Below are 14203 nucleotides of genomic sequence, written 5' to 3'. Positions count from 1 at the left end.
TATATGCTTATTTCAATTGTTATCGTAAATTTTAATACAAAAGAAATAACATCTCGTTGCGTGGATTCTTTTCTATATAATCGTGTTGATGGTAATAATATTGAAATTATTATAGTTGATAATGCTTCTACAGATGGAAGCGGTCATTATTTTCAAGAAAAGTATTTTCAAAAGGAAAATATAAAAATAATCTTGAATGAAAAAAACTTTGGATTTGGTTTAGCGAATAATATGGGGGTTAGCATAGCAAGAGGACATTATATTGTTTTTGCAAATAGTGATACATATGTTGAGGGGTTTGATTTTAAGAATTTAATTGCTTGCTTCGAAGAAAAAGAAAACATAGGAGCGCTTAGTTGTAAGATTCTTTACCCTAATGCTTCAATCCAAACCTTAGGATATAATTTCCCTTCACTTTGGAATGATTTTTTATTAAATGCATTATTCTGGAATTATAAATTTGCCAAAAAAGTCAGATATCGAAAATACGAAAATAAAGGTTTATTTGAAAGGGATTGGATCTCTGGTTGTTTTTTTATGTGTAAAAAAGAAATATATCAGCAAGTTAATGGATTTGATCCTGATATTTTCATGTATGCAGAAGATCTTGATATTTGTGCTAGATTTTTCGCCTTAGGTAGCAGGAATTATGTTTATGATAAAGAGCAAATTTATCATCTCCATGGTCAATCTTCAATTAATAGTAAAGTTAATTTTAAGAAAATGCTTATAGGTAAAAAGAATTACTACTATGTAATGCGAAAAAATAAATTAGTTAAATGGCCAGGCATTATTTACCTTATGCATTTAATTCATATAGTAGGTCTTTTTTTATTCAAACGTATTATGCAGATCTTATTAAATAAAAATTAAAACTAAAAATACTTTGGAGAACTATTTATATGAAAAAGATATTATATGTATCATTACTAGATTGGTATTTCACAAAGCAAAGACCTCAACATATTGCAGAACTTTTAAGCAGAAAACATAAAGTGAAGTATTTATGTCGTGCATCTTGGAGAACTAAACATATAAAAAAACATAATGAAAATGAAAAAATCCGTGATTTTTTTGATATCAGTGAATCTCTACGAATTGAAAGATTGAAGTATTTTCCATTTAATAAATATAGCAGTATATCATTTATAAATGAATTTTTTTATAAATTAGCTTTAGAAAAAAGTATTAAAAAGTTTCAACCAGATATTTTATGGCTCACACATCCTGACCATTACGATCTTATTCCACAAAATTTTCAAGGCAAAGTAATTTATGATTGCATGGATAATTATTCACAATTTTATAAAGAGTTTGAGAAAAGAACTAAAATTAATGAAAAAGAAAAAAAATTGGTAAATAAATCAGATCTAGTAATTACTAGTAGTAATGGACTGAAAGAGAAACTTATTGGAATTTCGACCAAAACCCATATTGTAACTATAAAGAATGCAGCTGATTTTACTTACTTTAATAATTATTTAAATTCAACTAAAGTAAAGAAAAAACCAGCAGAATTAAATGAAGGGAGAAAAATTGTAGGGTATTTTGGAGGAATTAGTAGTTGGTTTGATATTGATACATTGGTTTATACTGCTCGAAAACATAAAGAATGTGATTTTGTGATAATTGGACCTTTAAGTGACGTGAATATTGCTGCTAAAGCCTCAAATATAGAAAATATAATATTTATTGGCCCTAAAATTTATAATGAACTTGCAAATTATCTATATCATTTTGATGTGTGTATTATGCCTTTTGTAGTAAATGAATTAATCAAAGATGTTAATCCAATAAAGTTATATGAGTATCTTTCAATGGGAAAGCCAGTAATAGTTCCTCAATATGATGAAATATTGGAATTTAAAGGTTATGTTTACTTTTCTCAAAATCAAGAAGATTTCTCAAGAAAGCTCGAAGAAGCACTTGCTGAAGATAATTCTAAATTTTTTATAGAGAGAATAGAATTTGCTAAAAGAAATACTTGGGACTCTAGAGTTGATGAAATTAATAAGTTAATTAACTGATTGGAGAATAGCTCTTAAATGTTGAGAATAAAGGATGTATTACTTTGTATTGTTTGTATTTTGTTTGCTTGTATAGGTGTTTTTTTTGATATCGAAATTATAATGCTCATATTTATAGTGATTTTTATATTGGTAAATATGTTAGTAAATCAAACGAAAGATACAGCTACATTTTCTCTACTTTTTTTGACAATATTTTTGCCATTTTATGCTGTATTGAGAGCCTTTCTACAGCTAAAAGGTATAGAAATATTAAGTCTTTATGTAAATTATATTAGAGATTTTGTGATTATAGTTTGTTTTGTAATATTTTTATTGAAAAAAAATAATCACAAAATTTTAGGTGTGATGAATTCAACTGATAGAAACTTAATGCTGGGGATCAATTTACTTTTTGCTAATTATGTAATAGGTTTTTTTATCTCTTTAGCAAATGGTTATATGGTATTAGCGATTAAAGGTGTTCATCTAAATATAATCCCTATATTACTAGTGTACATTATTTCAAACAGTACCAACATTAATGAAGAATTTATAGCTAAGTTTATCAAATCATCGATATTGATAGGATTAATTGTTTCTATCGTGGGTATATTTTTCTATCTAGTAAAGCCAGGTATATTTGGGCAGTTGCTTTTAATTTTTTCTCAGCAAGATGAATCAAATTATTTACAAGTGTTAAATTATTCGCGTATGGTTAGTACTTTTTTATCACCAAATGTCTTTGGATCATATATGGCAATATCATTGCTATTAACTATTCATCTAGCACTTACTAATAAAATACGAAATATTTTTGCTGTGATTTTAATAGTTGTATTCAGTGTTTGTCTAATCTTATCTTTTTCGAGAGGAGCATGGGCTTTTGCTATAGGAGGGATTTTTCTTTTGTTGATCCTAAGTAGAAATAAATTCAGTAAAAGACAACTTGAATTTGCAACGTTATCTCTAATTGCAATTATATTAATCTTTTTAGTTATGCCATTTGTAAATAGAGGATTAGAAGAATACCTTTTATCTAGATTAAGAAGTATCTTTGATTTTTCAAATGAATCTTCTTATGGTAGAAGTGATAATTGGATGGAAGTGTTAAAAGCCGTATCAAATAATATATTTGGCCTAGGATTAGGAATAGCTAGTATAAATCTCTCGTATTATCCGGAGCTGGCCCAAAAGTTAGGTGTAAATGTCGTTGACGGTTACTACATAAAAATTATTGCGGAGACTGGTATTATTGGTTTAATTCTGTTTAGTAGTTTTTTATTATTAATGATTCATTCTTTATTTAGATTGATTGTGAGGTCAAACGATGAAAAAAGTAGTATTTACGCGTTGGTTACAGCGATACTGTTTGGGTTCTTAATACAATCCTTTGGGAGTAATACTTTTGATTATGTTAATATTGCACCATTTTTATGGATTTATATTGGATTTGCTCTAAGATTAAACAGGTTATAGTTTGGGGAATTTAGAATTTTTATAAATCGATTTTAAAATGTACGCTAAGCAAAGTGAGTGATGGAGTAAATGAGTAGAAGTAAGCAACTTGCCAAAAATACGGCTATTATTGCCTTAGGTAAGATTTGCACGCAATTTATGAGTTTTTTTTTGTTTCCTCTTTATACTGCATTATTGTCTGCTGAAGAATATGGAATAGTAGATTTATTTAGTACTTATATTATGTTATTCATCCCTTTAATAACTTTTCAGATGGAGCAGGCTTTGTTTAGACATTTAATTGATGCACGAGATAATGAAAATGAAAAAAAAGTTCTGATTTCAACTGTTATTGCATTTGCTATTTTTCAAACAAGCCTGTACTCTATTATTTTTTTTATTGTTCAAAATTTTATTCATAATGAATATAAGTACTTCCTATTTACAAATGTTGTTGTTTATATATTTTCTGAAATAATGCTTCAACTGGCTAGAGGACTTGGAGATAATAAGACTTATGCTTTGGGGAGCTTTATAACAGCAATTTCAACTATGTTATTGAATATTTTATTTATTGTTGTATTAAAACTTGGTGCGGCTGGGATGTTCCAAGCAATATTTTTAGCTAATTTATTCTGTATAACTTTTATTTTTTTCAGAAAAAAAGTTTACTCTTATATTGGATTACAAAGTGTGAAAATAAAAAAAATAAGAGAACTATTAAAGTATTCATTTCCATTGGTACCCAATTCTTTATCATGGTGGATACTTAATGCTTCTGATAGGATCGTTGTTTCAATTTTTTTGGGGGTAGCTGCTAATGGAATTCTTGCAGTTTCAAGTAAGTTTTCTTCAATATATATATCTTTTTATAACATTTTTAATTTAACTTGGATGGAATCGGCTACTCTGCATATCCAAGATGAGGATAGAGACGATTTCTTTTCAAACACAATCTCTACGGTTTTAAGATTGTTTTCATCAATTTGCTTTTGTATTATAGCAGTCATGCCATTTATGTTCCCATTTTTGATTAATGAAAAATTTGAATCAGCATATTATCAAATTCCAATATACATGTTAGCTGCTTTATTAAATATGTTGCTCGCCTCTTATAGTGTGGTTTATATTGCTCTAAAAATGACTAAGAAGATGGCAAAAACAGCTGCCTTTGCAGGAATTATTAATATTATTTCTCTTATGATAATGGTTAAAGGTATTGGATTATATGCTGCGTCCATATCCTCTGTTATTGCTTACGGAAGTATGATGATTTATCGCTATTTTGATATTAAGAAATACGTTAATATTAGATTTGAAAAAGGTTTATTAATAACGAATTTACTTATGTTGGTATTTTTGTTCATTTCATATTATCAAATGAATCAGTTATTAAATATGATAGCTTTTCTAGTAACCTTAACTTATACGGCTTTTGTTAACAGAGAACTTATCAAAGATATGTTAAATATGTTGATGGTACATCTTCAGAAAAAAACATCTTGAAAAACATGGGAAATGATTTTATGAAAAATTTGAAGATAGTTCAGTTTTAGACTTTAAATGATAGAAGAGAGGATTAAAATGGCTGAAATCATTAAAATAGCAGTAGCAGGAACCGGCTACGTCGGCTTAGTAGCAGGCGTATGCTTTGCCGAAGTTGGCCATCAAGTAACCTGTGTGGACATCGATGAAAACAAGGTTGAGCTGATGAAATCTGGTGTGTCACCAATCTATGAAGCTGATTTAGAAGAACTTATGCAAAAGAATTATGCAGCAGGTAGACTTGAATATACTACTGATTATAAGTCAGCATATAAAGAAGCGGATGCGATATTTATAGGTGTTGGAACACCTGAGCAGCCCGATGGATCTGCCAATCTTTCATACATAGCCACAGTAGCGAGACAAATATCAGAAACAATAGAAAAAGATTGCCTTGTTGTAGTGAAATCTACTGTTCCGGTAGGTACTAATGATAAGGTGCAGCAGTTTATACATGATTTTTTACCACATGAAGGAGAGATACTTACTGGTAACGGTGATGGAGTAGGTAGAAACATCAGAGTAGAAGTAGCATCTAATCCAGAATTTTTGGCGCAAGGAACGGCTGTAAGAGACACTCTGCAAGCAGCAAGAATCATAATTGGAACTGAGAGCAAATGGGCAGAAGATATTCTTATGAAAATCTATGAGCCGTTTAATATCCCAGTTGTATCTGTTAAAAGAAGATCTGCCGAGATGATCAAATATGCATCTAACGATTTTCTTGCTCTGAAAATATCTTACATGAACGATATTGCTAATCTTTGCGAACTGGTAGGAGCAGATATTCAGGATGTATCAAGAGGAATGTCGTTTGATGAACGCATTGGAAGCAAGTTCTTAAATGCAGGTATTGGTTATGGAGGTAGCTGTTTTCCTAAGGATACGAAGGCACTAGAATACTTAGCGAGACAAAATGGATATGAGCTTAAAACCGTTAAAGCAGCTATTGATGTCAATACTAGCCAAAAGACAATTCTTTTTAAAAAAGCATCTAAAAGACTTATCACCTTTAACGGTCTAAAAGTAGCAGTGCTAGGACTGACATTTAAACCTGGGACCGATGACTTAAGAGAAGCTGCTTCGCTAGAAAATATACCTTTGTTATTAAATCAGGGAGCAGAAATCTATGCTTTTGATCCTGTAGGAAAAGTGAATTTTTCTAAGGAGTACCCAGAAGGTAGGAACGGTAAGGGAAGTATCAAATATGTTGAGAGCATAAAAGAAGCTCTTGAAGATGCCAATGTCTGTTTTGTATTTACTGAGTGGGGAGAAATTAAAGCAATCGAGCCGGAAGTTTATAAAGATTTAATGAGAACGCCGTTGGTGTATGACGGCAGGAATTTGTATGGGGTTCAAGATATGAAAGAAGCTGGTGTGGAGTATTATTCCATCGGAAGATAGTTGAAGGGGCGAGCTATTTGAATGATATACCTGTAGATCACACAAAAACATATCTAATTACTGGAGCAGCTGGCTTTATAGGATTTTATTTATCTAAAAGGTTATTGGAGCAAGGGAGCCGAGTGATCGGTGTTGATAATATAAATGATTATTATGATGTCAACCTCAAACACGTTCGCTTAGAGCAACTAAAGTTGTTTAGCCGGTTTGAATTCATAAAAGTTGATATCTCAAACAAGGACATGATTACTAAGGTCTTTGAAGAATACAAACCGAACATAGTTGTAAATCTAGCAGCACAAGCAGGAGTGCGATACTCTATAGAGAACCCTGATGTGTATATTCAAAGCAATATTGTAGGTTTCTTTAACATTCTTGAAGCCTGTAGAAATCATCCAGTTGACCATCTTGTATATGCTTCATCTAGCTCTGTTTATGGGTCTAATAAAAAGGTCCCTTTTGAAGAATCTGATGTTGTAGATCATCCGGAATCGCTATATGCAGCTACGAAAAAGTCGAATGAACTAATGGCGCATACTTATAGTCATCTTTACAAGATACCGGCTACTGGTCTACGCTTTTTTACTGTGTACGGTCCAATGGGGCGTCCAGATATGGCTTATTTCGGATTTACCCAGAAATATTTTGCTGGTGAATCAATTAAAATATTTAATAATGGTGATTTCAAAAACGATCTTTATCGAGATTTTACATACGTAGACGACATTGTAGAGGGTATCGAGAGACTTCTAAGCAAAGCGCCGACAGAAACGGTTCCTCATAAGGTTTTTAATATTGGAAATAACAGCCCTGAAAAGTTAATGATGTTTATTGAAACATTAGAAAAGTGTTTAAGTAAGGCTACTGGTAGAGAAGTGATATTTAATAAATCATTTGAACCTATTAAACCAGGGGATGTACCAGCAACATACGCATCTACAGATTTATTAGAACAAGCTGTAGGGTTCAAGCCAAGAACCTCCATAGAGGAAGGCTTACAGAAATTCGCAGATTGGTATGTAGAGTATTATAAAGTAAAATAATTTGAAGAGGTGAAATTGCATGAAAGGAATTATCCTTGCAGGTGGCAGTGGCACGCGGCTATACCCATTAACAATGGTTACGAGTAAACAACTACTCCCCGTTTACGACAAACCAATGATCTACTATCCTCTATCCACATTAATGCTAGCAGGCATTAAAGACATTCTAATTATTTCAACACCGGAGGATACACCTAGATTTGAAAGTCTACTAGGTGACGGTTCTCAATTCGGCATCTCATTACAATACATAGTTCAACCAAGTCCTGACGGTTTAGCTCAGGCTTTTATTTTGGGTGAATCTTTTATCGGTGATGATTCGGTTGCCATGATCCTTGGAGATAATATCTACTATGGAAATGGAATGCGAAAGATGTTACAGCGTGCTTCTTCTAAAGAACAAGGAGCTACAGTATTTGGATATCATGTACAAGATCCAGAGCGATTTGGTGTTGTAGAATTTAATGAAGAGGGCAAAGTTTTGAGCGTGGAAGAAAAACCAACTCAGCCCAAATCTAACTACGCAATTACTGGCCTATATTTTTATGATAATAGAGTCATTGAGATTGCTAAGAATGTTAAGGTCTCTACACGTGGTGAATTGGAGATTACCTCTATTAATGAAGCCTATTTAAATCTTGGTCAGCTTGATGTGGAACTTCTAGGTCGAGGATTTACTTGGTTAGATACAGGAACTCATCAAAGTCTTGTCGATGCAACTAATTTTGTTCGGACTATTGAAGATCATCAAGGAATCAAGATCGCCGCTCCTGAGGAAATTGCATATATTAATGGATGGATTACCAAAGAACATTTGTGGAATTGCGGGGAGAAGTTGAGTAAGACTGGGTATGGTCAATATTTGATGAAGGTAGCTACAGGTAAAATACAATATTAATAACTGAAAGTGTGGCAGCGATGAAAATTACAGAAACCATATTGCAAGGCGTATTAGTCGTTGAGCCAGCTGTTTTTGGGGACCACCGAGGTTGGTTTATGGAGACATATAGCGAAGCTAAATTCAAAGAGCACGGTATTGACATGGATTTTGTACAAGATAACCAATCTTACTCTGCGACTAAAGGAACGTTACGTGGTTTGCATTATCAATTACATCCTAAAGCACAGACGAAGCTGGTTCGATGTACACGTGGTGCTATTTTTGATGTGGCTGTAGATATCAGAAAAGGTAGTCCTACTTATAGTAAATGGTTCGGCATTGAACTGAGTGCTGAGAACAAGAAGCAATTGCTTATTCCAAAAGGGTTCGCTCATGGATTCATGACGCTAACAGAAGACGTAGAGGTTCAGTATAAGTGCGATGAGCTTTATGCCCCTGAATGTGATGGGGGGATTCTGTGGAAAGATCCTTCTATTGGCATCGAATGGCCTATTCATGTTAAACCGGTACTGTCTGCCAAGGATGAGAAGGCGCCTTTATTAAAAGAGGCTAATTTGAACTTTACTTATGATAACTAATGTTAAACAAATAGATCGGGGTGCGTTCATTGAGTAAGCAAAAGATGCTGGTTACGGGTGGCGCCGGATTTATTGGAGGCAACTTCGTACAGTATATGGTAGATAAATATCCACATTATGATATTGTGAATTTGGATTTGCTAACTTATGCGGGTGATCTAACGAAGCATAAGGATATTGAGTCCAAATCGAATTATAGGTTTGTTCAAGCTGACATTGCTGACCGAGAGGGAATATTGTCTCTTTTTGAGTTGGAGAAATTCGATTATGTTGTTCATTTCGCTGCGGAGAGTCATGTGGATCGCTCAATTACTGATCCTGCGATATTCGTTCGTACGAATGTTATGGGGACACAGGTACTACTGGATGCAGCTAAAAAATTCGGCATTACTAAATTCCTTCATGTCTCTACGGATGAAGTGTATGGCGAACTCGATTTTGATCCTACTGTATTTTTCACAGAGGAAACGCCTTTGCAGCCGAACAGTCCTTATAGTGCAAGTAAGACTGCGTCGGATTTGCTAGTGCGAGCTTATTATGAGACCTTTGGTTTACCAATGAACATAACGCGCTGCTCGAATAATTATGGGCCTTATCATTTTCCTGAAAAATTGATTCCACTAACGATCTCAAGAGTATTAAATGACGAGAAGGTTCCTGTCTATGGCGATGGGAAAAACATTCGTGATTGGCTCCATGTCTGGGATCACTGCGCGGCCATTGACCTTGTTGTACACCAAGGAGTAAGTGGTGAAGTTTACAACGTAGGTGGCCATAATGAGAGAACTAATCTTGAAGTAGTTAAGACGATTATCAGTACCTTAGGGAAATCTGATGGTTTGATTGAATTCGTAACAGATAGATTAGGACATGATAAACGCTACGCCATTGATCCAACAAAACTTGAGAATTTAGGTTGGAAGCCAACTTATACTTTTGAGACAGGAATTGCTCAGACGATCCAGTGGTATATTGATCATGCTGAATGGTGGCAACAAATCCTTAGTAACGAATCGCATAAGTGATCCATGAGTAACTTATCTATTAAGAAAAGAAAAGGTAAATTAATTAATAGAAGAGTTATCATTTTTATTTGCTTACTATTATTGATTACTGGTTTCGTTACCGCTGGCCGCTTCCTCAGCCTAACTGAATCTCCCAAGCAAGCAGACGTCATCATCGTACTTAGCGGAGGCCAAGGTCGAGTAGAAAAAGCAGTCGAGTTATATAAATCTGGTTATGCTCCTTATATAATTCTTTCCAACGCCAAAGAGATAACGAGTCGATCAGGTGACATGCTCCAAACCGCCCTTAATCTCGGTATACCGCAGGATGCTATCTATACCGAGAACGCGGCCGAAAGCACATACCAGAACGCAGAGTTTACACTCCCTATAATGAAGGAACACGATCTTCAATCTGCGATTGTTGTTTCTTCGGATTTTCACATGCGTCGAGTAAAGCTACTCTATGATCGTGTGTACAAAAAATCGGAGATTGAACTTACCTATGTAGGATCTTCCTCAGGATATAACGCTAAGCGCTGGTGGAGTGACCGAAAGAGTCGGGAAACTACGTTCAACGAGTATGTGAAAATGATCGGCAACACCTTTGGTTACAATGGACCGGAGGCAAAAAGTACTCTTGATCAGATTAAGAACTGGTTTCGTTAGTTTGGAGTCCCATATACTTTTTCCGAGGTGATCGTTATGAACGAAGCGAACTTAGTTTGTAAATCATGTGGCAGCACTACATTCACCAAAGGCGAAGTGAGCAGCGCAGATGCTAACCTTATGCCTATTGGTAAATCCTTTTCTTTTGGTTCACCACTTATCTACACATTTTGTAAAATGTGCGGAGAAGTAGTGTCGATTAAAGTTGAAAAACCTGAGAAATTTTGAGTTAGTTAATAATTAATCACAAAATAACCCATCCTAACCGTAGCGAACCTACGGTTTTTTATTTATAATAATTATTATCTGGATTTCATAAAGCGTTCAAAAAATCTGTAAAAAGTCGTATTTTCGTGTGATATACTTAACACAGTGTTTTTAGATGTTGTGAAAGTGAATATTATGTAAAAATATTCTTTAATATAACTGTACACAGTAATGAATAGAGACTAGGATGGTGAACTATCGATGCACATCGTCGTCGTTGGCCTGAATTATCGTACGGCTCCCGTGGAGGTAAGGGAACAGTTTGCTTTTGCGGAGAGTGATCTTCCGGCAGCGCTCCATCAACTGATGAAGACGAAGGGTGTGCTGGAAGGGGTCGTAGTAGCCACCTGCAACCGTACGGAAATTTATGTGGTCATGGACCGCCTTCATATGGGGGGCTATTTCCTCCGCGGCTTTATGGAGCAGTGGTTTGGAGTGAAAAACGAGCAATTTGCACAGCATATGTATATATATGAAGACGAGCAGGCGATTGCGCATTTGTTCCGCGTGACCTGCGGCCTGGATTCCATGGTGATTGGCGAGACGCAGATCCTGGGACAGGTGCGAAGTTCTTTTCTCACGGCTCAGGCTGAGGGTGTAACTGGAACTTGGTTCAATCGGTTATTTAAACAAGCGGTGACACTCGGCAAAAGAGCACATAGTGAAACGTCAATCGGCGAAAGCGCAGTATCTGTCAGTTATGCGGCAGTGGAGCTGGGCAAGCGGATTTTTGGCATGTTCACTGGTAAAAGAGTGCTGATTCTCGGCGCCGGCAAAATGAGCGAGCTCACTGTAAAGCATCTATATAGTAGTGGTGCGGCTGAGGTAATTGTCGCTAACCGTACGCTGTCGCGTGCGATTGAATTGGCAGAGAAGTTCTCGGGTAAGCCGAGCACGATTGAAGATGCTTTAAAAGCTCTTAATGAGGTAGATATCGTGATCAGCTCAACGGGAGCTGACGGCTATGTACTTTCGGCAGATCAGGTAGCGAATGCTATGAAGCGTCGCCCTTCGCGGCCGCTTTTTATGATTGATATCGCTGTACCCCGTGATATTGATCCTGCAGCGGCTAATGTGCCAGATGTTTTTTTGTATGATATTGACGATCTGGAGGGCATTGTGGAGAGTAACCTGGAAATGCGCCGGAGTGAAGCTGCGAAGATTGAAGTGATGATCGGTGAGGAAATGGATGAGTTCCAGCTGTGGCTTAAGACGCTTGGCGTGAGACCGGTAATCCGGGCGCTTCAGGATAAGTCGAATGCGATTCATGAGGAAACGATGGAGAGTCTGTTCAATAAGCTGCCTGAGCTGGACGAGCATCAGCGCAAGGTGATCCGTCGCTTGACCAAAAGCATTGTGAACCAAATGATGCATGATCCAATCAATGTAATTAAAGAGATGTCCGGTGGCAAGCAGGGGAATGAAGCGCTTGATTATTTCTCCAAAATCTTTGCGCTACAGGAACAGCTCGAATCCAATTCAGATGGCGGAGATTCCGCCCCGGTTAAGCAGTCTAGTTCCACAGAACGTACTGCCGGTAGCGGCGATTTTTCTGTGCCTAAGACGGTGCTTGCTCCGGCAGGCCTGTTGGGTAGGTGAGTGATATGCAACTGCTGAACGGAATATATGATGCCGCTCTGCTGCTATATGCCCTGAGCCTGCTGTTTGTTTTCTCGGATTGCCTTTATCGCAACCCGAGTGGGAAGCGGTTAGGCACGGGGCTTCTTGTTGTTGTGGGTCTTTTGCAAGCTACAGGACTCGGGATTCGTTTCTCTCAGGAGAAGGGGCTGCCCATTTTTACACCTTATGATTTCTTGTTCTGGTTTGCATTTAGTATTGTTCTGACTTCGCTTGCGGTGGCTTTTACACGTGGAGGCGAGTTTACGATTCTGCTGCTTAGTGTGGCTGGATTCTGTGTTTTTCTGCTAAATCGGGTGTGGCTGACGGCGGGTGGGCATACGCTTGAGACTTGGAGCTCGGTGTATGGCTGGTTGACAATGCATGTGATTTTGGCCAATTTGAGTTTTGCTGCACTGACACTTGGGACGGTATTTGCCATATTGTACTTATTTCTGCACACCAGACTCAAAAGTAAGCAATGGAGTGACCGAATTCGTCGTTTACCAAACTTAGAGACTACAGATAAATATTCTTACACCGCTATTCTGGTGGGGACTCCTTTGCTGGCAATCTCTCTGGTGGTGGCTAGTTTATCTATTGTTTCTGAGGGACGGACACTATTATTGAAGGATTTAAAAGTACTAACGACACTGATTGGCCTTGGAATTTACATATTTTATATTATCTTTAAGAAATCCGGGCGGAAAAGTGGAGTAAGTATGGCTCGCTGGGCGATTTTAGGATATGCTTTTACTATCTTGAATTTTTTGTTGAATTCTTTGTCTGGTTTTCACGGTTGGAGCGGGGAGTGAAGAGCATGACTCGGTATTTGCCCATAATGCTGGATTGTGAAAAGCAACAGGTTGTGGTTATTGGCGGTGGTGCCGTGGCTGAACGGAAGGTGAGTGGGCTGCTGGAAGCTGGAGCGGTGGTTAAGATGATTAGTCCCTCTTTGACAGATATGCTTGCCTCTCTAGTGAAAAAGGGTCTCATGACCTGGCGTGACCGCCCTTATGCTCCCGGAGATCTCCGTGGGGCCTTTCTCGTATATGCAGCCACTAACGATAGAACGGTTAATGAAGAGGTTGCGCAGGAGTCTAGGCGACTTGGCATTCCTGTGAATGTGGCTAGCCATGCGGAAGCGGGGGATTTTATTACGCCCGGAGTTGTACGTAGGGGTCGTTTGACGGTGGCTGTATCTACTTCGGGTGCTGGTCCGCTTGCGGCTGCGAAGATTAAAAGTGTGCTTGAAGAGGCGCTGGATGCGGCGTATGAGCCATATTTGGATTTTGTACATACTATGCGAACCCGGATTAAGGAAAAAGAATCTTCTGCTGAAGTTCGTGGAAGGCTTTTGCGGAAGCTTGGGGCGCTCGATGTGTTGAATGAGATGAGAAACGGTAGCTTTATTGCGTGGAGCCCGGAGGATATGGATGTTTGGATTGCTAGTCATCGGGCGGAGTAAAAGTGCGCGTGGACACTGTGAAGATTAGAAAATTGGGTTAGATTAATGATATGAGTAAAATAGGCTTCTGGTTGAGATAGTTCGGATAGTGGTATGAGTACCGTTGTATTGGGCTGAAGTGGCTGGAATGTTCGAATGAGCGGTATAAGTACCGTTGAAATGGGCTGGAGTAGCTGAAATGTTCGAAAGTAGGGCAAAAATGCCTCGGAATTACCCAAAAACGGCCATACCAGCGAAAAGAGA

Annotated in this window: 14 protein-coding genes; all 14 read left to right on the top strand. The window is 37.0% G+C overall.

Annotation, left to right across the window (positions count from 1 at the left end):
- Window positions 1-3 precede the first annotated feature (3 nt).
- The 14 genes from CA600_RS24180 (at window position 4) to CA600_RS24115 (ending at window position 13960) form a co-directional block, all read left to right on the top strand.
- Window positions 4-873, top strand: coding sequence for a glycosyltransferase family 2 protein (locus CA600_RS24180; RefSeq protein ID WP_094873498.1), 870 nt, complete (start codon window positions 4-6; stop codon window positions 871-873).
- A 29-nt stretch (window positions 874-902) separates the two neighbouring features.
- A complete protein-coding gene (locus tag CA600_RS24175; RefSeq protein ID WP_094873496.1) occupies window positions 903-2027 on the top strand; it encodes a glycosyltransferase in 1125 nt (374 codons plus the stop codon).
- An 18-nt stretch (window positions 2028-2045) separates the two neighbouring features.
- Window positions 2046-3485 (top strand): O-antigen ligase family protein, encoded by a 1440-nt coding sequence (locus CA600_RS24170; RefSeq protein WP_094873494.1) that lies wholly within the window; start codon window positions 2046-2048, stop codon window positions 3483-3485.
- Between the two features lie 69 nt (window positions 3486-3554).
- Window positions 3555-4970, top strand: coding sequence for a lipopolysaccharide biosynthesis protein (locus CA600_RS24165; protein ID WP_094873492.1), 1416 nt, complete (start codon window positions 3555-3557; stop codon window positions 4968-4970).
- A gap of 87 nt (window positions 4971-5057) precedes the next feature.
- Window positions 5058-6413: a UDP-glucose dehydrogenase family protein gene (locus tag CA600_RS24160; RefSeq protein WP_094873536.1), complete on the top strand. Its 1356-nt coding sequence runs from the start codon at window positions 5058-5060 to the stop codon at window positions 6411-6413.
- A gap of 17 nt (window positions 6414-6430) precedes the next feature.
- Window positions 6431-7456 (top strand): SDR family NAD(P)-dependent oxidoreductase, encoded by a 1026-nt coding sequence (locus CA600_RS24155; protein WP_094873491.1) that lies wholly within the window; start codon window positions 6431-6433, stop codon window positions 7454-7456.
- 19 nt (window positions 7457-7475) lie between these two features.
- On the top strand, window positions 7476-8354 hold the full coding sequence (gene rfbA / locus CA600_RS24150) for a glucose-1-phosphate thymidylyltransferase RfbA (protein WP_094873490.1): 879 nt from the start codon (window positions 7476-7478) through the stop codon (window positions 8352-8354).
- Window positions 8355-8374: 20 nt separating this feature from the next.
- Window positions 8375-8935, top strand: coding sequence for a dTDP-4-dehydrorhamnose 3,5-epimerase (gene rfbC, locus CA600_RS24145; RefSeq protein WP_094873488.1), 561 nt, complete (start codon window positions 8375-8377; stop codon window positions 8933-8935).
- Between the two features lie 29 nt (window positions 8936-8964).
- Window positions 8965-9960, top strand: coding sequence for a dTDP-glucose 4,6-dehydratase (gene rfbB, locus CA600_RS24140; protein WP_094873486.1), 996 nt, complete (start codon window positions 8965-8967; stop codon window positions 9958-9960).
- A gap of 3 nt (window positions 9961-9963) precedes the next feature.
- Window positions 9964-10608, top strand: coding sequence for a YdcF family protein (locus CA600_RS24135; RefSeq protein WP_094873484.1), 645 nt, complete (start codon window positions 9964-9966; stop codon window positions 10606-10608).
- A 36-nt stretch (window positions 10609-10644) separates the two neighbouring features.
- Entirely contained in the window at window positions 10645-10836 is a 192-nt protein-coding gene (locus CA600_RS24130; RefSeq protein ID WP_094873482.1) for a hypothetical protein, read from the top strand.
- 240 nt (window positions 10837-11076) lie between these two features.
- Entirely contained in the window at window positions 11077-12474 is a 1398-nt protein-coding gene (gene hemA / locus CA600_RS24125) for a glutamyl-tRNA reductase (RefSeq protein WP_094873480.1), read from the top strand.
- A 5-nt stretch (window positions 12475-12479) separates the two neighbouring features.
- A complete protein-coding gene (gene ccsA, locus CA600_RS24120; protein WP_094873478.1) occupies window positions 12480-13307 on the top strand; it encodes a cytochrome c biogenesis protein CcsA in 828 nt (275 codons plus the stop codon).
- Window positions 13308-13312: 5 nt separating this feature from the next.
- Entirely contained in the window at window positions 13313-13960 is a 648-nt protein-coding gene (locus tag CA600_RS24115; RefSeq protein ID WP_094873476.1) for a precorrin-2 dehydrogenase/sirohydrochlorin ferrochelatase family protein, read from the top strand.
- Window positions 13961-14203: the final 243 nt, after the last annotated feature.

The sequence above is a fragment of the Paenibacillus sp. VTT E-133280 genome (assembly GCF_002264385.1).
Lineage (GTDB): Bacteria > Bacillota > Bacilli > Paenibacillales > Paenibacillaceae > Paenibacillus_AQ > Paenibacillus_AQ nitricinens.
The sequence above is the reverse complement of the archived record's forward strand: the minus strand, read 5'-3'. Positions and strand labels throughout refer to the sequence as shown.